This is a genomic window from Chryseolinea serpens, assembly GCF_900129725.1.
Classification (GTDB): Bacteria; Bacteroidota; Bacteroidia; order Cytophagales; family Cyclobacteriaceae; genus Chryseolinea; species Chryseolinea serpens.
Window position 1 is genome coordinate 3,329,365 of the sequence record NZ_FQWQ01000001.1, and the last position, 21,919, is coordinate 3,351,283.

Consider the following 21,919-nt stretch of genomic DNA (forward strand, 5'->3'; position numbering starts at 1 on the left):
AGTTTGTTTGGAGCGAAAAGCTTTTCGCGCATTTCATAGCTCCGCTCCGGGGCCGCGGGGGCCCCGCATGTTCCCATCAGGGCTTAACCCTATCCGTGCATGCCACTGCCAGGCCAAAGATAGGCTTAGGCCCTGATGGGAACATGCTGGAATTGGTGTGGGGGTGGGTTAGGGTGGGTGCGTTTGGGTGCGGGGGTGGGTTTGTAAATGGCGTTTGATTTAGTAGAGAGGGATTAGGGAAGTAAATTCTTTGGAAGCAGGAAAAAAGTGAGACCTTGCTTTGGGGAGCCGTCTGCGTGACTGAGACGGCCGATGTATATAATAATTGAAGTCTTCATGAGTTTAAGGGAAAAATTAAAGGGTTGTTTGGTGTTGGGGGCTATTGGTGATTCCATCGGGAGCCGGTTTGAGGGAAATGGGCCTGTTGAAAAAGTAAGCTATGATTTTCATTGGTCGGTCTCCGACGACACGCAATTGACGTTGGCTACGTGTGAGGCAATCTATGCTTCCGAAAAGGTAATGCCCGAGTTGGTCGCCATGAAATTTCTGGAGTGGTTTAATCGGCGGAAGTTAACGGGGTTAGGGTCCAGCACTTTAAAGGCGCTGAGAGAATTGCAAGTTGGGGGTCATTGGGCGTTGGTTGGAAATACGGGCGAACGTGCTGCAGGAAATGGTGCCGCGATGAGGATTGCACCGCTTGCATTCAAACGAAACATGAGCCGGACGACCATTAAAGATGTCTGTTCGATTACACATAAAAATGATGAAGCGTATACGGGTGGACTAGCAATCTATTACTCCATACGAAATGCGCTTGATGGTGGATGGAAAGGCGGTCAGGATTTAATTGAGAAAATCGTTGACGAATTACCCGATACGAATGTCAGAGATAGATTAATGGAGTTGCAAGAATTGAAACAGCTTTCGCTTGTCGAAATAGGGCAGCGCTTTAAGCCAACGGGCTATGTGGTTGATTCAGTTCCTGTTTCTGTGTTTGCGGCACAACAGATTGGCAAACTTGGAGCGGATCAGATATTCCAGGAGTTGGTCAAGATGGGAGGCGACACTGACACGACATGTTCGATGACGGGGCAAATTATTGGGACGCTGCTTGGGTATAATGAGATTCCAATGGAATGGATGGAGAAATATAATAGTGATTTGAGGGTTAAGGAGTCTGTGGATTTGTTCGTTGAGGGATGGAGGGAATAGTTGAAGGCGTTCTCTGCTGAAATCGCTTACTCTATTTTCTTACCGAACCGTTCGATGCGATAGTTCGGGTTAGTGGCGAAATGTTTTCGCGCATCTCATAGCTCCGCTCCGGGGCCGCTGGGGGCCCGCATTTTCCCATCAGGGCTTAACCCTATCCGCACATGCCACTGCCAGGCCAAAGATAGGCTTAGGCCCTGATGGGAACATGCTGGAATTGGTGTGGGGGTGGGTTAGGGTGTGAGTGTGGGCGTGAGTGTGAGTGTGAGTGTGAGTGTGAGTGTGAGTGCGAGTTGGTCAGTTTCGGTGGAAGATTTCTTTTAGTTTGGAGACGAAGTAGGTGTCCCAGAGGGCGCCGGCGAAGAGCTTGCCGAAGGCGGAGATGGCGTGGAGCTTGTCGGTGTTTTTGGTGGCGTGGACGGCTTTCATGGTGGTGACTTGGATGGCGAGGTCTTCGGGTTCGATTTTGAGGATGCCCATGCCTTTTATGGGGCTTTGGTCATTGTCGCCTTCGTAGACGGTGATGTAGAGGACCGTTGTGTCTTTCCAGAGGTCGATGCCTTTGTTGTCCTGTACGTCTTTGTAGCCTTTGAAGAAAAATGTTTTGCCTTCTTTGCTGTGCAGCTTCATTTCGTACTTCATTTTCTTTTTGTAGGACGCAGAGGGCTCGGGGACAAAAAGGTTGAAGCGGCCTGCACTTATCGTGAGGGGTGACGCCGAGAGGCTGGGCGCTTTGACGGTGCCGGCCATGCCGGCTTCGTGGTCGGGGTCTTTCACGAAACGATCTACGTCCTGCGACTGGATGGTGAGGGTGAATTCGAAAGGCGATGATTGGGCCTTGCCTTGTTCGAAAGCTTTGGCGTAGTCCTGTTTCTCGGCGGTGGAGAAAAATCCTTTCATGGTCTCGGTGAATTCGATGCCGACGGTGCTTGGTGTTTCTTCCCCGGACACGGGAGAAAAATCATAGTGCAGTGGCCACCCGTTCGCGGTGGCAATGATCTTTGCATTTCTTTCGGCAAGACCTGAAATGGTGAGCAACGGGTTGGTGCCTAGCGGGCGGGGAATAATTGAACCGTCCATGACGAACAGGTCGGGGTGCAACTCCTTGCCAGAGGCATTTGCAAACACCTGGCCTTTGTGGTCCACCACGCCACGTGTAGCATCGTCGCCCATCACGCAACCGCCGAGGGGATGGACCGTGACAAGGTCATAGTTCAGGAGGGGCGTCCACGTTGGATTCACCACGAAGGTGCCGCCCAGCGCGGTCGTTGCATCTTTCAGTTTGCCGGATACTTTGTTGAATATCTTTTGCTTGCCCACGTCCGGCCAGGAGATGGAGGGGTTGTCGTGTTCAAGAGACATGCTGCCGTTGCCATCGTCGTGGGTCATCACCAGGTAGATTTGCGTGTTGTCTATCGCACCGCGATACGGACCACCGAACATGCTTTTCAACTCGCGCCATTTCCCTTTCAGAAAGTCGGCAAATCCCGTATCAGCGTTTTTGCTGAGCAGCCGCGATAGCGGAACCAGGGAGGAAACCAATATCGACCCGATCGGGCCGGGCACGCTCCCTTCCTCGAGCGTCATGCCATCGTCCAACACCGGCCTGTTGCGCATGTCGATCACACTAGTGATGCAAGGGCCAACATTGGCGACGCCCTTGACCCTGTCGCCAAGTCCCACGCCGTGTACAGGGTTATCGTTGTTATAACCAAAACCGAGCACATCGCCATTGCCGGTGAACCGCTTGCCCAGCATGCCCGAAAGCGACAACCCCTGCTGTGCAGAGCGAAGCAATATTTCTGTGCTGCCGATGGCGCCGGCACCCAGGAAGACCATGTCTGCCGTGATGAAAAGATCGGGTGCGTTGAATTTTTCGCGGCCAACGCCATAGACCTCAAACCAGATCACCCATTTGTTTCCGGCGCGTTCGATGTAGCGCACGCCCACTTCTGTATAGATCTCTGCACCGTGATTATAGGCATCCGGCAGATAGGTCATCTGTGTGGTGTTCTTCGACGTATGATTGCAACCCGTCACGCAGTCCCCGCAGTTGTTGCAAGCCTTTTGAAAAACGCCTGACGGATTTTTTTGGTCTTCGAACGTCACGTTGATGTCGAGCAACCGAAACGTCTCACCCATTTTGGCGGCCGATTTTTTCATACCGGTTGTTTTTTCCAGTGTGGGGTATCCTCTTTTTCCTTCGGGGTAAGGATTGGGTCTCAGCATCTCGCGCGCATGGGCCATGCCTTCCTTTAGGGCCGGGAGCGTATTTCGCACTTCCGCGGGCCAATGTTCATCCTGGAACACACGGTCCTCGGGCTCAATGGAGACGTTGGCATTCACGAGGGAAGTTCCTCCCAGACCACATCCTTTAAAGACATTGATATCGTCGCCCGCGATGAACTCATACAATCCATTGTGCGATCCGAAGTGCGTCTTGCCTTTGGTGAACTGCATTTCGCTCATGGCCTCCGGTAGTGTGGAAGGAAATTCGCCCGGCAGGAACTCTTTGCCTTTTTCCAGAAGACAAACCTTCTTGCCGCAACGCGCCATTCGCGATGCCGCGATGCTGGCACCATAGCCCGAACCAACCACGACGATCTCATAATCGTGTTGAAGCTCTGTGATGGGTTTTGATAATCTTCTCATGGGGATCTTATTTTTAAATGTCAAAAGGTTTTTCAATAAAATCGCATACCGCCGGGCCACCAGTGAAACGAGGCTTGTCTTCGGGGCCCTCTTTTTTCCAGTTCGTTACGACTTTTTTAACACCGATCGGATAGACCGTGACCTTGTCTTTGGTGACGTGTATGCGCAAGAAATTTTTATAGCCCGTCCACCGCAGCGATGAATAGGCTTCGGTGGGGTGGCATTTGAAGACGAGGGTGCTGATGAGCAGGTAGACGCCGAATACAAAGCTGCTGACGATCCCACCAACAAAGATCATTTCAACAATAAAAAGACCTACCTGCCGCCAATCCTCAACGTCTAAGTTTAAATAGGGCCCGTCAAGGTTGACGACTGACAAAGCCCAAACGAGCAGGTAAAATACCCCCAACTGTGTCAAGGCATGTGCGAAGCCAGCGACAAGATTCAATCTCCCTCTGCCTAGCTTGGTGTCGGTGAAACCCACGATGCCAAAGAACAAAATCATGTTGAGCACAACTACCGAAGGATTGTGCGCCAACGATTTCCGGACGAGGTCGCCCACCTGGCAGATATCGCCAGGCCGACAGGACGCGATGCTTTCCATAAAGGAAATCTCACCATGGAATTTTGTATTGCTCTGCAAAAACCAACACATGATCAGGAAAAATGCTCCCAGCAAAACTGCCAGCCGGATGTTGAGAAACGGGAACAATAGATTCCGGAACGCCATTGCCCGGGAAGTTGCCGGCGACGGAAAAGTTGCCAGGAGTTCACTGTCCTTGACACCCTCTATTGGGATTCCGTCTACCTCAAGTTTGTCTTTCAAAAAATGAGTGGGATGCATGAATGCACCACCACCACCGGCTGTAATATAATGGCTCTGATGTCCATCGCCATCAGTAATCTTGTAATGGGAGTAGTGATGCAGATCGCCGGTGAGCATGGCGAGCAATGCAAAACCGTGCTTGCAGACATAATTTGTCTTGAAGAATTCGAGCCTTTCATAAGCCAAATCCTTTTTGGTGAGCGAACGATATACCCAGGCCGGTTCGGCTGTGCATAATATTACCCGGTCGCCTGGCAGCATACTGTCGGCAATCGTTTGGAAATAGTCGCGCTGTGGCTGATCGATGTCAGAGCTGAGCTGTACATCGATGCCCCAAATCCATATCCGGTACGGGAGTTTCAACGCAAAATAACTTCGCTTTTGTTGTGTGTGCCAGTTGCCAAGCGCACGACCCTGGCAGAATAGTTTTATGAAGTTGGTCAGTCCATCATACCAATCGTGATTGCCGGGTAACGCAAAAAGATGAGGAAGGTCGGTGTTGTTGTCCCAGGGATAGGCTGCATTGTAGGGTCCCTGGAGTCTGTTTTCGTATTCTTGTTTTTCCGGCGTTGGATACACCTGGTCACCGCCCATGATGAGGATGTCGCCGCGATTTATTTTTATTTTCATTTTCTCGCCGTTCACCTCCAGTTGCTCCCTGGCCATGAGGTGGGCCATGGTGTAGGTGGAATTGAAGCCATCGCCGAGGTCGGCGATGTAGTCGATCCAGATCTGATCGTGGTTGGAATAATCGAAGGGAGCCTCTTCGCTGAGCACGGCCTGCATCTCGCGTTTGTCGGCAAAGTTTCCAAAGATGGTGGAGATCACGGTTTTGATGCCAGTAGAGGCCAACTGTCGGGCATCGTACCATTGCACCATGCGTTTTTGTTCGAACTTCATTTACGTATACAGGTTAGTTACCATTCTAAAGTGCTCTTTTAGTTTTGACCCTGGTCCGTAAAAATTCCTGAGGCTGGCGTTGGCCAGCATCCTGAAACGGTCCCACGCAGTTTGCGACAACACGGCTTTGGCAAAAGATTCACGGCTCCCGCTCTGCCGGATCTCCAACGTCATGTTCTTGAACTCAAGTCCAAGCCACCAATGGAGCCACGAGTTCAACGGAATGTCCGCCTGCAGGTCATAGCGTGTTCCGTTACAAATGAGACCTCCTGTGAGGGTGATCTTCTTTTTGTTCTTATCCGAAATGAACAGGGCCTTGCCATCGCCGACCGACACCTCTCTTTTAAAATCACCCAGGTCAATGCTGGCATGAGCCTCGAGCGACAAGACACCATTTATTTTTCGGAAGCAGAATGACGGCGAAAACCGTATGGGAGATGTTCCGCTACTGGTCTTGGCAACCCCCGCGAAATGGTGCCGGAAACTCAAGGCGACACCGGGGTCGCTCATTTTTGTCGACTGCTTGTCGAATGCCACGCCTCCTTCAGGAATACGATCCAGGTATTTCCTTGCGTTGGCGTAGCCGATGTTGATGAGCGTGTTGGTATCTATCTTTTTAAAAAAGAGATCAGGATCCAGCGGCAGGGGGAATTCGGGTTTTATAACATGCAGCACGATAGGCTTCTTCTGGTGGAAAGGAGAATCGCCGCGGGCAATCCGTTCATTGAGGCTTTTGATCTGTTCGTATTCCTCCAGCAGACCACCGTTGGCGCTCATCTCGATCATGTGCACATACTGATTGAACGACCCATCTAAATATTCCCGGCAGTTGCCAATGGCCCACACCAGCCAGATCTCTTCGGCTCCCCTTCTCACGGCCTCCATGAGGTTTGCGTCTTTGATCCACACGGCGTCGGAGTACCAGTTGTTCTGGATGCGGATGGCCGGCATAAAGATGGGCAGCGACATGCCCGCGATGAGATGATCTTCCGTGACCAGGCGAGAAGGAATAGACTCGATCGACTTATCCGAAAAATTGCAGACGTTAAACGTCGCGTTAACCTGGGTGTTTGCCCGGATCTTCTCCAGGTCGATCCCCAACGATGGGAAGATCTGTTTGCGAATGCCATCCGCATCGCCAAAGGCTGCTAACCGCGCCGGCTTAAAATAGCTATTCACCGGCACGCCCGACATGAAGTGCTTGATCTTCACGTTCCGCCAGCGCATAGCGATCTCGTTTGGATCAAGCCCCGAAGCCAGCATGGCGGAACAGAAGATCCCGCCAGAGGTTCCATCGACGTGATTGAACTGCAGGCCGTGTTCTTCCAGGGCTTGCAACACGCCCGCCTGGTAGGCGAGCCTCACTCCGCCCCCGGCGAGAATGAGCGATCGCTTCACGCCGTCTTTTGTTTCACTGGTTATTAGGGGACGCGCCATGTTACATTTTTTTTACAGCGGCTGCATACGTTTCAAAATCCAATTCCAAAAAATGCTCATGCCGTCTTTTTGTTTTTAACCGCTTGCCAATACATCAAAAAAAGGATCCCCGAAAGAAGATCGAAGCCTGCCACGGCACCAGCAACAACCGCAAAGATTCCATTCACAATCCCGATGCCGACGGCGACGGAGGCGCCAAACTTCTGAAAAGCCGCCCACAGAATGGCCACCCGGCTTGTCTCCACACTGTAGACCGTGTGAAGCATCAGGCCACCGAACAAGACCATGAACATGCCAACGATCGCAAAGAAATGCGCACTGGTGGATGTGATGTCGGCGCCCACAAATCGCAACACAAAAGAGGGCGCGACCATTTGGGTGAATCCGGAAACCACGGTTGCCAAAGAGATGGCCACGACAATGAGGGTAAGACGTTTGTTCATGATCGTTTGAGGGTTTTGTAACGGTAGTAGCTCACCGAGAAGAAGATCATCATCAACAACCACTGGCCCGTCCACAACAAGACGCGAATCACATTGAGGCGCATCCATTTTCCCAACACCTCTTTCAACTGGACCGGATCCTTTATGCCGGCGGCCATCTGCTCATTGTAGGTAAAAATGTATTTGGTGGTGAGCAAGGTGGCGGCGATGACCAGCAGCAGTACGCCAATGGGATACCATTTCACGTTCGTCCGCCATTCTTCGATAATAAAAATCACACAGCAGGCCATCATCACCATCGTCATGTAAGTAAAGAACTCGGTGGCGGCGTGCACTTGTGGAACAAACTGATCGTAGTAGTTATCCGGCGTAAGCTTTGGCGCAATCGGAAACGTGAAGAGAATGAGCGACCAGCCTGTGCCAAAATACATGGACGCGAAGGCAAACAACAGCGCTTTGTTCAAGACGAGGAGCTTTTCTTTCATGGACGCCTTATTTTATCCTGTATTTTTCATAATCCTTTACCGACGGCGGCGCCAGCCACTCTTCGCTTAGCCCCAGGTTATAAATGCTCTCCAGTCCTTCCGGCATAGAAGTGGGCTTGGTGTCGTAGGTCATGAACCAGCACTCGAAGTAGTCATCGAGAACACCGTTTGCTTTTGGCATGAACATGGTGAAGAAAGGATCTGGATTGATATCGATGTTTCTCAAATAAGAAACATTGGGATGATCGCCGATGAATAGCCGGCCCGTCGCTTTCTTGAATAGGTTTATGCCGGCCCTCGAGTCGAAGTAGATGTAGGACGCCATCAGCATGTTTCTGAAACGACAGTAGTTCGTTGACCCAACTTTGATGTGAATGGTGGGAGAGGTTGGCCTGTCAATCTCGATGCGGAACGCGAACTGTCCGCCCTTTTCATATTGCGCGGAGACCATCTTATCGGTGATGATAAAGTCCAGGTTCGCTTTGTGTTTCGGCATCCCCCAGATGCCTTTCCCTCCCTTGACCGACACCTCAGAACTCACGGGCAGATCGAGTATGTATTGGCCGGTACCGTAAGTCTTCATAAAGATGGCAGGCCATAACCGGGGTCCCGGTTTGGAGCCGTGGGTGCAGGCGAGGGCGATGCTGTATTCGATATATTTTCCGATGCTGGTGTTCACATAGTTGATCACCGTCACCATCAGTGCAGCCCTGCCGTTGGGGAGCTTGAGGGCGTGGATCTCGTTGCCCGGCAACAACGCATTTGCTTTTTCATAGTCACACGAAAATCCCGCCATCAGCGCCGGGGAGTCTTTGGCAAAGACCGGCATCTCATAAGGAATATTGTCCACCAGGGCATAGCGTCCTTTATAGTTCTTGATTCGTTTGGGTATGGCCATAATGGTTAAGGGTTGTTTAATTCTTTTAGCATCAGGGGAAAAACGTCCTCATGGGCATTCTTGCCGAGGAAGACATCGAGGTGACTATAGCCTTTTAAAATATAGAGCCCATGATACTTCGGCTTCAGTCGGTCGAAGTGTTCGAAGGTGCGTTGTTGACTCTCCGCCTTAAAGCAGTGATTCAGTTCGCCAGCAAACAACACAATCCTGGCAGTCGATTTAAATCCCGACACATAATCAGAGGGCAACCGGTTGTCGGCATGGAAGGGAACCAGCGCTCCGTTTGCCACACACTTTTTCATGTGATCAAAAAACGTGAGCGGCACGGCAGCAAACTCTTGTTGGATCCAGTCCCTTGTGGCCGCATCGATATTCTCCATCTGCCAGAGGGCGGGAAAGCCCGCGCCATAGGTGAAGCTCACAAACTTTCCGACCAAGGTGTCGTCTTCAAAGTGCGTGCCCTTCACAATCCATCGCAACATCTTTTCGCGCCACGTCGGCGCCGACAGTCCCCACTGCGGATTGAGATATTTAAAGAGCAGTTTCACCACCGGAACAAACACCTTCAACTTCACCCTCGAATAGCGCGGCACCACCGGATGTAACGACACGGCGTTGCTGATGATGAGGTCCACTTCCGGCAGCAGGCCCAGGGAGGCAGAGATCATAAAGCTTGTGCTGCCCTGGCAGTGGATGATGGCCTTTATATTTTTAGCGCCCGTGACGCCCACGATTTTTTTAACGGCCGCCGGGTGATCATTCAACGCCACCTGGTCGAGGTCCCACTCGTTGGGCGGCAGATCGATGCTGGCCCGCCAGTTCTCGAGCCAAACATCATAACCATTTTCCGCCAGCATGGTGACGATATTTTTCTTGGTCGGTGGATTGAAAATATTCGCTCGCACCCCGGCACCGTGCACCAGCAACACCGGCGTCTTGGTGGCCGGTGTGTCGCGACGAAGACGCAGCAGATCACATGCATGACCATCGCTCGCCTGAAAAGCGATACGTTCAAACTGATTCATAAAGTATGTTCGGTATAGAGAAAAAAAAATACCTTGTTTTCTGTAGCTACTCCGGCTTGCCGTTCTTCCTGTCTTGCTAACTCACATCACATCGTTCAATTATTACACACCTGGCGCGCGTAAAAATAAAACGCCCATCTACCTGATCCGGGGGACCAAGAAGGACGGGCTCTCACATCTAATATAATCAATCCGAAATGGATATGCCATAAAACAGATTTTTTATTTGGCATCATTTCCAGGTGATGTATATTGATGTTCCTTTTTGTTTAAACTTCTAATTGTCGATTGCCCACATCCTCACTGCTTACAGCGACACCACATGCATACCGGTAAATCCTATAAACTTTTTGAGTTCCTGTTCTGGACACGGAGAGACATCTATCGCCTGGTGGTGATTGGCGTTGGAGCCGTTGTGCTTTACCAAGTGGTGGGATGGACATGGTTGGCTGTACCGTGGACAGTGGTGGCGCTTTTGGGTACGGCTACCGCGTTTATTGTGGGATTTAAAAATACACAGACCTACAACCGGACCTGGGAGGCGCGGCAGATCTGGGGAGAGATCGTGAACAACAGCAGATCGTGGGGAATCATCGCCCGCGATTTTCTGAGCCATCCAGAGAAATCAAAGCTGCTTATCTACCGGCACCTGGCTTGGCTCACTGTGATGCGTTTTCACATGCGTGAAAAAAGGGCGTGGGAAAATGTTCGCAAGCGATATAATGTAGAGTATCAAAAATATTATCGCATTCCCGAAAACGAGACTTCATTGGAAGCCGAACTTTCCAAATATCTTTCTCCGGAAGAGTTGACGTATATCTTATCCACAAAAAGCAAAGCAACACAGATCATGGCGCTGCAAAGCAAAACCTTAAAAGAACTGTATGCCAACCAGGAGATCGTCGTGCTTCAACTGGTAGAGATGCAACGGACGCTCAAAGAATTTTATACGCAACAAGGCAGAAGCGAACGGATAAAGAACTTTCCTTATCCCCGGCAATTCGCCACCATCAATTCCATGTTTATCAAACTGTTCACCTTTCTTCTTCCCTTCGGCATGCTGCGCGAGTTCGAGAAGCTCAACGAAAGCGTCGAGGGGCTTATGAAGGGGAACATGATCTGGTTGGTCATTCCTTTTAGTGTGCTGATCTCGTGGGTGTATACTTCCCTGGAGCAGGTTGGCGAGAGCACGGAAAATCCCTTTGAAGGAAACGCCAATGATGTTCCCATTTCGCAGTTGTGCAGAATGATTGAGATCGATCTCCTGGAAATGCTGGGAGAAACCGTTTTGCCTCCTCCCCTGGAGCCAAAAAATAATGTTATTCTTTAGTTCGGAAGGCCGTTACTTTTAAAAAAAGGCGGTCTTTTTACTGTGGGCCCCAAAAAGCTTTTCCGGATTTGTTCATTCCCGACATTGAATGTCTTCAGACATAGTCGTCATCAAAAAGTTTGGAAATTATAAAAATTTGTCTACAGACTTTTTCAAATGACCACTATCGCACCCGTTATCTTTAATTGACTAGCGTGATGTAAGAAATGCATCAAAAACGCAAAATAAACAATTAAGCCGTGGTTAGCTTTGCGCAAATTTTAAAACTCTATATGAAAATTGTGCAAAAATTATTCTGTGCCTTCGCTATCATCGTAGCCCTGGCAAGTTGTTCAGACAGTGCCCCCGACGTTGTATTACCCGTCATCAGCATTGACGATGTCACGGCCTCCGAAGGGAGCCAGTTGCTTTTTACTGTGTCGATCAACACCGTGAGTGAAGACACCGTAACGTTCAGTTACAAAACGGAAGACATCACCACCACTTCCGCCGATTTAAATGCCGTTATTGCGGCCACCGGAAAGATCATGCCCGGCCAGACATCCGTTAAAATACTGATCAGCGCTAAAACCGATGCGGCGACAGAAACGGATGAAAAGTTTAAAATCATTCTTTCCAATGCGAAGAATGCCCAGATCAGCGATAGTGAAGGTGTGGGTACGATAACGAATGTTGTCGGACAAACAGCCACATATTACATGAAAGTAAAGATCGGCGGAACACAATGGACCTCCATCATCGGCGGCTTCTTCGGTGCCGAAATGATCGGGAATACTTTTGCAGGTTACGGCACGGAAGGCAATTCACAGCTCTCTTTTATCTTTAGGGACACGCCTTCAGGGCCTAAAACTTATGCGATCATCCCGGGTGGCGCTACAAGCGGCGATAACGTAAGTGTTTATTATTCTCCCACCTTCTTTAGCTCAGGTGGCATGGGACAGTCCTGGCTTGGTCAAGCCGCGGAAGGCGAATTTAAAATTACCAGCTACAACGCAACGACTAAGGTTGCTGAAGGGACGTTTAAATTTAGCGCGAAAGGAGAAACTGATGGAACGGTTCTTCAATTTACGGAGGGTATTTTTAAAGTGCCTGTCACCAACTAAGTTGCCTCTAACGTTTTCAAAAAAGAGGGTGTCTGTAAAGGCATCCTCTTTTTTATTATGGGTTCACTAACGTAGCTATAGGTTCCCATCTACATCGCACTGGTGAGATAGCTTCTCTCTACGTTCATTTTTCTTGTGCATTTCATAGCCCCGCTCCTGGGCCGCGGGGGCCCCGCATGTTCCCATCAGGGCTTAACCCTATCCGCGCATGCCATTGCCAGGCCAAAGATAGGCTTAGGCCCTGATGGGAACATGCTGGAATTGGTGTGGGTGTGTAGGGTGTGGGTTGGTTATGCGAATTGAGGCAATGTTTGCTTGAAAGGATGGAGCCTTCTTGGTATAAATCCGAACAGGAAGATCCGAAGATTGAAATTAAAGTATGTGTGCCTTCAAATTTTATTGTCCCGGTGGTTTCAATGTGATTTTATCCGGCCAAAATAATGACGCACAAGTTTTATCCAATCAAGAGGTCTTGATAGCAATTGTAAAATCCTTCGCCCGATTCACATTTCTTCATTCCACAGCTCAATTTTTTTCATACGGATCCTGCAATTTGCGCAAGCGTGATTTAAGCGTTACATTCATTTGCCCCTCATCACCGTCTATCAACTGGCAAGATGATCGCCATCGAAAAGACGAAACACTTCAACGTGAGATTTTAGTACCGACCAAAAACAACCATCCGCATGAAAGAATTTATGTTCTACATCCGCAACGAAAAGGACGCAAAGAAATCCCTGACCGGCGACAAACAGCTCGCATTCATCAAAGCCTGCGAAACCTATATCGGCGTACTGAAAAGCAAAAACACCCTGATCGCAGCACAACCCCTGGTGAGAGAAGGAATCGTACTATCAAAAACAGGCACGTCCTGGAAAGAACGCAGCATTGCCACCGACAAAGAAGTGCAAGTGGGATACTATCATATCCTGGCAAAGGACATACAAGAGGCCGTCACCATCGCCAAAGACAACCCAGAATTCGCCTACGTCCCCTTCGCCACCATCGAAATCCGCCCCATCAAAACCAAAGAAGAAGAAACAGCTTTTGTATACCCCACCCAGCAAGGATAAATTTCGCGCTACTCACTAAGTTCGTTCGTTTCACACTCCCCAGGACTAACTCACACCACGCCCCAGCGCCCACACCCACACTCACACTCACACTCACACTCACACTCAAACCCACACTGCGCCAGCACACACCTCACACCCACCCCCGCACAATCTCCAGCATGTTCCCATCAGGGCCTAAGCCTATCTTCGGCCTGGCAGTGGCATGCGCGGATAGGGTTAAGCCCTGATGGGAACATGCTGGGCCCCCGCGGCCCTCGAGCGGAGCTATGAAATGCGCGAAAGATTCCCGCACCAAACCAACCTATCGCACCGAACGTTCGACCCGAACGGCCAGGCACACCCAAACAAAAAACAACACCCAAATCCTGGAAAATTCCCCAGTATTGCGGTGCCAACAACCACCCAAAATGTTCGCCATCATTCCATGGCGAATCCCAAGAAATAACTTTATTTTGCGAGAATCCGAAGCGATCAATTGTGTGCTATGACGTTGAATTGGCCCAATACTATTATAATCTCAACCAACACACAGGCAACATGCCAACACCACACCCTTTGAAAATCAAAGCAGTCCCTTGATAAAAAAACATTAACAAAAATTACAATGAGCGAAAAAACGATTGAGAGTTTAAGGGAAGCCTTAAAATACTCCCCCGACAATGTTGCGTTGCGGCTCCTCTTGGCACAAACCCTTTTGTCACTAAACAAACTCGAAGAAGCAGAACGCGAATACACCTTCATCCTCACCACAAACAACGACCCCAAAGCCAAGTCGGGCCTGGCCCGCGTCTTCTATACCAAAGGAAGCTACTCCGCCTGCAACGTCATCCTCGAAGAATTGATCGAAGAAGGCAGCCAGGACACCGAAGTACTCACGCTCTACGCGAAAGGCTTGTTAAAAGAAAACTACGTCAGCAAAGCCATCGAAACCTACAAAAAGGTATTGGCCCTCGACCCCAAGGCGTACGATGAAGAACTCGACAGTCAGCTTCGTTTGAAGGGCACCCTGGAAGCCCCCGAATTGGATGAAGAAGTTGACAATCGCTTTTTACAAAAACCAACCATTAATTTTGGTGATGTGGGAGGAATGGAGGCCGTAAAAAAAGAGATCGAGCTCAAGATCATCAAGCCGCTGATGCACCCGGAACTCTACAAAGCCTACGGCAAAAAGATCGGCGGTGGCATTCTGTTGTATGGGCCCCCAGGCTGTGGCAAAACCTATCTCGCCAAAGCCACGGCCGGGCAAGTGAACGCCCGGTTCATCAACGTGAGCCTGAACGACATCCTCGACATGTGGATCGGCAACAGCGAAAAGAACCTCCATGAAATTTTTGACCTGGCCCGCACCAACGCACCTTGCGTTCTGTTCATCGATGAGATCGATGCCTTGGGAGCGAGCCGCACCGACATGAAACAATCTGCCGGACGACACCTCATCAATCAATTTTTACAAGAACTCGATGGCATAAACAACAACAACGAAGGCGTGCTGATCCTTGGCGCCACGAACACTCCCTGGAACCTGGACCCCGCCTTCCGGCGCCCCGGAAGATTTGACCGCATCATCTTTGTTCCACCTCCCGACGAAGTGACGCGGGAATCCATCTTGCGCCTCAAACTAAAAGACAAGCCCACCGAAACCATCGACTACAACCAGATCACAAAAAAAACGGAGAACTACTCGGGGGCCGACATCGATGCCATCATCGACATTGCCATCGAACTGAAACTGGAAGCCTCCTTCACCGATGGCATCCCAAAACCCATCGACACCAAAGACATTCTCGCGGCCGTAAAAAAACATAAACCCAGCACACAGGAATGGTTTATGACCGCCAAGAATTTTGCCATGTTCGCCAACGACGCAGGGTTGTATGACGATATCCTCCATTATCTTAAAATAAAGAAATAATATGTTCGACGACGTCAGACTATCGAAGGTCAATATCCTCATACAACAAAAGAAATTCGCCGAAGCCGAAAAAATCCTGAAAGATTCGCTCGCCCAGGATGCCAACAACATCCACCTGTTGTCGTTGCTCGCCGAATGTAACCTCCAGCAGGACAACCTGGATGCCGCCACGACGATCATCAATCAAGCGATCGGACTGTCGCCGGACACGCCGCACTTGTTCTATATCAAATCGAGGATCTCCATACAACAACAAAACTACCCCGCCGCCGAAGAGAACGGCAAACAAGCCGTCGCACTCGACCCTGGCGACGCCGACTATCACGCGCTGTTGGCCAACATCAAGCTGGCACGAAAACGCTATCAAGAAGCGCTGGAGCTGGCCAACAAGGCCCTCGAGCTGGATGCGGAAAATTTGCTGGCGCTCAACACCCGGAGTACAGCCCTGCTGAAATTGAACAAGCCCGATGAGGCCTTTGCCACCATCGAAGGCGCGCTGCGCGAACAACCCAACAATCCGTATACACACGCCAACTACGGCTGGAGTCTGTTGGAGAAGGGCAATCACAAAAAGGCACTGGAACATTTCGCAGAAGCCCTGAAACACGACCCCACGTTTGGCTACGCCCGGGCCGGCATGGCGGAAGCCTTGAAGGCAAGCAATCCCGTCTACAAATTATTTTTGAAATACGCCTTCTTCATGGGCAACCTCACCTCCAAATATCAATGGGGTGTTCTCATTGGCTTTTCCATCGGGGTACGGGCGCTTAGAAACATCGCGCGATCAAACGAAGGCTTGCAACCTTACCTGGTGCCGATCATCATCGTGCTCTCGCTGATGGCCTTCTCCACCTGGGTCATCACCCCGATCAGCAACTTGTTTCTCCGCTTCAATCGCTACGGACAACTCTTGCTCGAAGACAACGAAAAAACCAGCGCCAACTTTGTAGCCACCAGCCTTGCCCTTTGCATCGCCGGCCTCCTGCTCTACGGGGTGCTGTCCGACGAAAAGTTCCTGGCCATCGCCGCCTTTGGTCTCGCCATGATGGTTCCCCTGAGCGTGATGTTCTCGCCGTCGAAACATAAATACGCTTTGTTGATTGGCACGCTGCTCCTGACAGGCCTCGGCCTCTCCGCCATCGGCCTAACATTTTCGACCGGTCAACTCTTCAACATCATGACCCCGATATTCCTTTTCGGGTTTGTCGCGTTTCAATGGGTGACCAACTACTTCCTGATAAAGGAAGATAATCGGTGATGTTCACGGTTGCTGATGATGGCGGCGTTTGCATGAGTGTTGCTTTCGTCATCGGCCGACCCGCTCAGAAGTTTCCAATGACTAAATAGAAAGTAAATTTTTCTATTTAGTCATTTCATTTAAACCTGTTTTTCTGCCAACCCGAAAATAAAGTTGCCATTCACTATGCGAACCACCACCACAAAACCTAACACCTTTTACCTTGTCTTGTCTCTTCTCCTCCTTGCCGAGATGTTCTTCTTTTTCAAAGTGATGCAAGTGGGCAATGGCGATGTATCCGGCGTCATATTCAAAAGTGTCCTGATCGTGGCGCTGTTCTTTTTTGCCTACCGCGGCATGAACTGGATTCGGTGGATCGTGATCGTTCTTCTCAGCCTCCTTGCACTGGCATGCCTGCTCGCAGGCTATGCGAATAGCGATTGGAGCTTCGTGATCATCACCATTTGCTACGGCATATGTGCGGCCCAGGCCTATCGCATGAAACCAGCCGTCACGTCGCTCACATCGGAAGAAGCTGTCGCCGCAGAAAAGAATGAGCCCTTGCCACCCGGCACTTTCATTGCACAAGGAATCGAATACACCTATCCCACGCTCCTCCGCCGGTTCGCTGCCGTCGCATTGGATGCCTGGCTGGGATGGTTCTTAATGATCATCACCATGGTGATCCTCGATGACCACGAAAGCCGCTCCACCATTATGATCACCTTGGCCGCCACGTTGCTCTTGGGCTACGATCCCCTGCTCACAACCTATTCTGCTACCCTCGGCCAGCGCCTCATGAAGATCCGCGTGCGCGCCTATCACGACCCATCACAGCGCATCCCCCTCTGGAGGGCCTATGCCCGGATTGTGGTGAAATTCTTTCTCGGAACCATCTCGTTCTTCACCATTCATTCAAATGTCGAGCACAGAGCCATACATGATTTCGCTGGTGAAAGTGTGGTGATCAATGTTTGAATCGGGAAATGCCGCGCCTCATCTATCGTCAATAATGATATAAAATAAGTTCGAAAGAGCATTGCATTAAAGCACGCCAGACGACTTCAAGAATTTTATATAGTTATCCAGCAGCGAAGCGATGTTCACCTTAGCCACCGGGTTTGAAGAATGGACGTTGAATTTTAGTTGGGAGAGATCAAGGCCACTTTCATAGACCAACCATTTTGCCGCATCATATCCTTCGAGCAAGGGAACTTCATTCTCATCACAGCCCAGGTCGTTGTCGAAGCTTATGAATTCGGGTAGGCCGTTTTGTTGAATGGTCTTGATGAAATCGGCACAGGAGCGGACGATGACGAAGTCGGATTCGGCGGCGTGGGGGTAGATGGTCTGGACGTGGCGGAGGTCGTCGAGGAAGAGTTTGTAGTTCATTTCTTTGGCCGTGACTTTCAAAGGTAAGTTATAGCGTTCGCATACATAACAGATGATTTATGGTGTTTATTTATGTTGCCTCACTCAGGCCATTCCAGAATTTCGATTGTGGTGCTCGTTCCAACTGCAATTTTTCGCTCAGAAAGGGCTAGGGCCACAGGCGGCATTAACTCGGGATGATGCACGATGGCCGTGCGCTGTTTACCGGATTCGATATCGGGAAAGGTTTCTAAAACGCTACCCGTATTTATGTCAATAACCTTGGGATGTTCATACAGATCCAAAACATAATCCACAGTCATCGGTATTAAAACCCCAAATTCTCTATCAACAGAACACGTCTTTATGAATCGATTTTTGGCTATGGAGAACAATCCGATTTGATTGGCTCCCAAACCAGGCTCCTCCGGTTCATTAGGGTCCATGAACCCTTCGCCGGTTGTTCCCACAACAAAAAGATCGTCATCCAGAAACGCCGCCGAACCTACTTCGTCATGAATCGGAAGGCTAAACGACGAGTTGTCGAATTCGTTGTTGTCTTCAATTGCTTTACGCACATCATGTAGCTCCAGAAATCCATAGGGATGCCACACCCAGCCTGCATTTAGCAGATGTGTGTTTGACGGGTTGGTCTGGAACCTGGCATGAAAACAATCACCGGGATGCCGGCCTTCCATTTTAGTTATTCTCCTCCCGGACTCGATAAGTTCAATTTCAATCTGGTTGTATTTGTCCGGACAGTGAATCAAGGCGTAGCCCTCGGGCAGCTTTATTATTTCGACTGGATACTCATAGGCTTCGGCACAGTAATACGAACGACTAATTTCTCTTAGAATTTCTCCTTGTTTTAATATTACAGCCTTCGTTCCGAGCCTTTCGTAAATAACGGCATAAACGCCATCAGGGGAATACCTGACTGCATCAAAGCGGTAGCCCATTTTATACCCGATGCGTTGCTTCTCACCATCCAATTTATGCAGAATACCAGACACCCAATCCATCAGCGCACCATTATACCAATGGAGCGAGCGTGGGGCGTAATCCACTTTAATACTACTTCGTTTTAACATTTTTCATTTTTATTTATTGTTATTAATTCTTTTATCCCCGCGTCACTTCAGCAATAAGCTCTTCCATCACCGTCTCCGCTTCATTGCTTTCCAACGCTCTCAACTGCTCCTCCATCACCGTATTGAACCGATAGTACTGATCCTTCTTTATCAGTCCCTCCGACTCCAACCACGATTCCTTGCCATATTTCATGACATACTCCGCGATCAAAGCCTCTTCCATCTTCGAGTGTTTGGTGAGATACTCCGCCATTTTCAACAACAGCAATTTGTTACGGAGCAGGATTTTTTCCGCTTCGTTTTCTCCATCTCTGATGATCTTAATCGCCTCCGTTGCATAGCGCTCGGACAAAAAGAAAGCATCCTCATTTAACGTATTCTCCACCGCCAGGAAGATCGGGTCAGAGCCCATCGCATACTGCCGAACAGCCTTGTTCGCCAGCGACGACGCTTCTTCGATATCCGCAGACACACCCGAGCACGTCATCTCTTCTCCAAAAACAATTCGCTCCGCCACATACCCTCCCAACGTGATGACAATGTCTTTCTTCAACGTCTCCCTTGTCACAGGACCTTTGGGAAAATTGACCAAACAAAATCCCTCCGCCTCAGAAGCCGTTCGCGACACGACCACGGATGGAACGATGCGCAACGTGAGCGCGGCCAACACGGCGTGACCCGCTTCGTGCACAGCGGTGTGGGCTTGCAATTCGGGGTCGACACTCTTGCGGAGGTTCTCCAGTTTCAGGCGGGCTTTGTCCGAAAGACTGGATACCGTTTCGCCTTGGTGGTCTTTCAGCGTGTACACAAAGTGTGTGTCATGGAAAGCCCATACAATTTCATGAACGGACCATTGGTATTCGAGAATGGAAACGGCGAGGTTGCTGATGCGGGATTCGATCAGGTTTTTCACCGTGGTCAGCACGGGGCGTGTCCCCTGGGCGGGGAAAACGCCTTCGGCATAGACCACGTTCACGACCGAGTCGTCGAAGGTGATCTTCCATCCGAATTTTTGCTGGATGAAGTCGCCTACGCGGCTCAACTCCTGCTGGATGAGCTGGCGGAACTGGGCACTGTTGAACGATTTGTAGATGACGTGGTTGTTGCCCAGCCGCGCAATCTGCTCGGCCCTGAATCGCTTGCGCAGTGCGCGTTTGATGTGCGCGATCGTGATCTTGCCGGTTTGCTCATGAAACTCGTCGGCGTTGATGTCGGGGTTCATGTTGCGGCTCATGGCGTAGGCCTCGTCGAGGTTGCCCAACACAAAGATGAAAGCCCGCGAAAGGTCCAATGTCTTTGTGGCGGATCTCGACTCCATGCCTTCAAACACAAACGCCAAGAGCTCGGCGAGCGAGCCGGCCTTGATGCGTTGGCGGATGTACTCTTTGGAATACTCATCGTTGTCGAACAGGTAGTACATGCCGTCGATGAAGTCTTCGGACGTAAAATAGTCGGCCGTCATGGGCGCGTCGCCGTCGTCGAAGTAAAATCCTTCGAAGATTTTCAGGAAGGTGTCTTTTCCGGAGACCACCTTGCCCTGCTCCAATTGCACGTCACTTTTTAACGCGCGCTCCAGGCGTCGCAGTCCACTTTCGGCGCGGAAAAGATAGAACGAGCCGTAGTTTGGAGTGTATTCGATTTTGCCGGTGTCCAGCAAGTCCCAGACCACGCGCAGTTTGTCTTTGCCCAACTCCTTGTCGTCGGCGTCGAGGGTTCTGGCAAATTGGAATTCGTCAAGGCAGATGATCGCGGGCTTGTCATGAAAAAAAGCCAGGTCATCGGTGAGGATCTTTTTCATCCACTTGGCACTGTCCGACTCGAATTCGCCCATGTCGATGTGGCTATATAATTTCTGATGATTCAGTAGTTCGACAAGCGCTTGCACCAAAGCGGTTTTCCCGGAGCCCGTAAGCCCCCACAGGTTGATCACGGTGGGACGCAGCTGCGCCTCAGGGAAAAGATACCAGGGCATCACCGTGGCAATCATTTCGTCAATGACGTTGTCCAGGCCGATGAAACGTTCCTTCAGCGTGTTGGCGATCGTTTGGAGTTTTTGCCGTTTGTCGATCAGGTCTTTATGTAAAACAGTTGTTTCCATTTGGGTATAATGAATTGCTTTATCCATGCCTCCGGCATGGATAGGTCCTATGATTTATTTTAGCATGCATCATGTGCCCACAGGCTAGCGGAGAAATGCTTTTATGACATTTTGAATGGCACAAAGCATTCTTCTCAAAGCCGTTTGCTGGCACTTGATGTTCTGAGATCTAACTAGTGATTAGATACAGCGATCTTGATACGGCAAGAGTGCTTGCCGCGGCTGCTATTTGGGGATATGTAAACTTAGGACTAACATATTTTACTCTATTTTGGGTTATACAGTAGAGTGAAATGCTTTAGCAAAGTTAAGGATGTGGTTTGATTTTTTTTTGGATGATGAGTTTTTTTTTGGAAAGATGGAGAGAGTCTAAATAACGGAAGGGATGGTGCAAGTCTTACAGACTTGCATGTGAGTTTCTTTTGGTCAGTTTTCAATTATGCCTTTTATTTTGAGGGGGACGTTTCTTCTATTGGGCTGAGCGTTTGGTGGGATAGTTTCTTTTGGGCTATTCTTCCTTGGCGCATTTCATAGCTCCGCTCCAGGGCCGCGGGGGCCCCGCATGTTCCATCAGGACTTAACCCTATCCGCGCATGCCCATGCCAGGCCAAAGATAGGCTTAGGCCCTGATGGAACATGCTGGAATGCGGTGCGGGTGTGAGGTGTGGGAAGTGCGTGTGCGGGTATGGGAAAGGCGGATTCCTTTTTTGGTGACGGCAGGAATTGAAGTGTGAGATGATGTAAGTCATTTTTTTAGGTGGGATAAAGTCATGGTAGGCTTGGGGTGGGTTGGACATATTTGGGGATTGTAAATCAAAACAAGTTT

The 21,919-nt window shown here is 50.0% G+C and carries 17 protein-coding genes; 7 read left to right on the plus strand and 10 right to left on the minus strand.

From position 1 onward, the window contains the following. The first annotated feature begins 336 nt into the window (after positions 1-336). On the plus strand, positions 337-1,212 hold the full coding sequence (locus tag BUB30_RS13400) for an ADP-ribosylglycohydrolase family protein (RefSeq protein ID WP_178377099.1): 876 nt from the start codon (positions 337-339) through the stop codon (positions 1,210-1,212). Between the two features lie 294 nt (positions 1,213-1,506). Here the strand turns inward: BUB30_RS13400 and BUB30_RS13405 are convergent, their stop codons facing one another. The 7 genes from BUB30_RS13405 to BUB30_RS13435 are packed head-to-tail and all read right to left on the minus strand — an operon-like array spanning position 1,507 to position 9,875. Continuing rightward, the gene (locus BUB30_RS13405; RefSeq protein ID WP_073135171.1) at positions 1,507-3,861 is read right to left on the minus strand and encodes a GMC family oxidoreductase N-terminal domain-containing protein; all 2,355 of its coding nucleotides are present in this window, start codon (positions 3,859-3,861) and stop codon (positions 1,507-1,509) included. A 13-nt stretch (positions 3,862-3,874) separates the two neighbouring features. Then, positions 3,875-5,587, minus strand: coding sequence for a metallophosphoesterase (locus BUB30_RS13410; protein ID WP_073134378.1), 1,713 nt, complete (start codon positions 5,585-5,587; stop codon positions 3,875-3,877). Then, positions 5,588-7,024 carry a patatin-like phospholipase family protein gene (locus BUB30_RS13415; protein WP_073134379.1) on the minus strand — a complete coding sequence of 479 codons (1,437 nt, stop codon included), beginning with the start codon at positions 7,022-7,024 and terminating at the stop codon, positions 5,588-5,590. A 56-nt stretch (positions 7,025-7,080) separates the two neighbouring features. After that, positions 7,081-7,467, minus strand: a complete 387-nt coding sequence (locus BUB30_RS13420) for a patatin (RefSeq protein ID WP_073134380.1) — start codon at positions 7,465-7,467, stop codon at positions 7,081-7,083. Next, positions 7,464-7,952: a hypothetical protein gene (locus BUB30_RS13425; protein ID WP_073134382.1), complete on the minus strand. Its 489-nt coding sequence runs from the start codon at positions 7,950-7,952 to the stop codon at positions 7,464-7,466. The genes BUB30_RS13420 and BUB30_RS13425 overlap by 4 nt, the downstream gene beginning before the upstream one ends. A gap of 7 nt (positions 7,953-7,959) precedes the next feature. Then, positions 7,960-8,850: an acetoacetate decarboxylase family protein gene (locus tag BUB30_RS13430; protein ID WP_073134384.1), complete on the minus strand. Its 891-nt coding sequence runs from the start codon at positions 8,848-8,850 to the stop codon at positions 7,960-7,962. Between the two features lie 5 nt (positions 8,851-8,855). Continuing rightward, positions 8,856-9,875, minus strand: a complete 1,020-nt coding sequence (locus BUB30_RS13435) for an esterase/lipase family protein (protein ID WP_073134386.1) — start codon at positions 9,873-9,875, stop codon at positions 8,856-8,858. A gap of 322 nt (positions 9,876-10,197) precedes the next feature. Between BUB30_RS13435 and BUB30_RS13440 the strand changes: the two genes are divergently transcribed. The 6 genes from BUB30_RS13440 (at position 10,198) to BUB30_RS13465 (ending at position 17,511) form a co-directional block, all read left to right on the plus strand. Next, positions 10,198-11,205 (plus strand): bestrophin family protein, encoded by a 1,008-nt coding sequence (locus BUB30_RS13440; protein WP_073134388.1) that lies wholly within the window; start codon positions 10,198-10,200, stop codon positions 11,203-11,205. A 272-nt stretch (positions 11,206-11,477) separates the two neighbouring features. Continuing rightward, the gene (locus BUB30_RS13445; protein ID WP_073134389.1) at positions 11,478-12,308 is read left to right on the plus strand and encodes a hypothetical protein; all 831 of its coding nucleotides are present in this window, start codon (positions 11,478-11,480) and stop codon (positions 12,306-12,308) included. Positions 12,309-12,994: 686 nt separating this feature from the next. Further along, positions 12,995-13,381 (plus strand): YciI family protein, encoded by a 387-nt coding sequence (locus BUB30_RS13450; RefSeq protein ID WP_073134391.1) that lies wholly within the window; start codon positions 12,995-12,997, stop codon positions 13,379-13,381. Positions 13,382-13,988: 607 nt separating this feature from the next. Further along, positions 13,989-15,296: an ATP-binding protein gene (locus BUB30_RS13455; protein ID WP_073134393.1), complete on the plus strand. Its 1,308-nt coding sequence runs from the start codon at positions 13,989-13,991 to the stop codon at positions 15,294-15,296. Between the two features lies 1 nt (position 15,297). Beyond that, a complete protein-coding gene (locus tag BUB30_RS13460) occupies positions 15,298-16,554 on the plus strand; it encodes a tetratricopeptide repeat protein (protein WP_073134395.1) in 1,257 nt (418 codons plus the stop codon). Positions 16,555-16,761: 207 nt separating this feature from the next. Continuing rightward, positions 16,762-17,511: an RDD family protein gene (locus BUB30_RS13465; protein WP_221408697.1), complete on the plus strand. Its 750-nt coding sequence runs from the start codon at positions 16,762-16,764 to the stop codon at positions 17,509-17,511. Between the two features lie 66 nt (positions 17,512-17,577). Here BUB30_RS13465 and BUB30_RS13470 read toward each other — a convergent pair whose 3' ends face one another. The 3 genes from BUB30_RS13470 to BUB30_RS13480 form a co-directional block, all read right to left on the minus strand. Next, positions 17,578-17,925, minus strand: coding sequence for a cyclic-phosphate processing receiver domain-containing protein (locus BUB30_RS13470; protein ID WP_073134398.1), 348 nt, complete (start codon positions 17,923-17,925; stop codon positions 17,578-17,580). Between the two features lie 80 nt (positions 17,926-18,005). Further along, positions 18,006-18,995 carry a hypothetical protein gene (locus BUB30_RS13475; protein ID WP_073134400.1) on the minus strand — a complete coding sequence of 330 codons (990 nt, stop codon included), beginning with the start codon at positions 18,993-18,995 and terminating at the stop codon, positions 18,006-18,008. 31 nt (positions 18,996-19,026) lie between these two features. Continuing rightward, the gene (locus tag BUB30_RS13480) at positions 19,027-21,093 is read right to left on the minus strand and encodes an ATP-dependent metallopeptidase FtsH/Yme1/Tma family protein (protein WP_073134401.1); all 2,067 of its coding nucleotides are present in this window, start codon (positions 21,091-21,093) and stop codon (positions 19,027-19,029) included. Positions 21,094-21,919 lie beyond the last annotated feature (826 nt).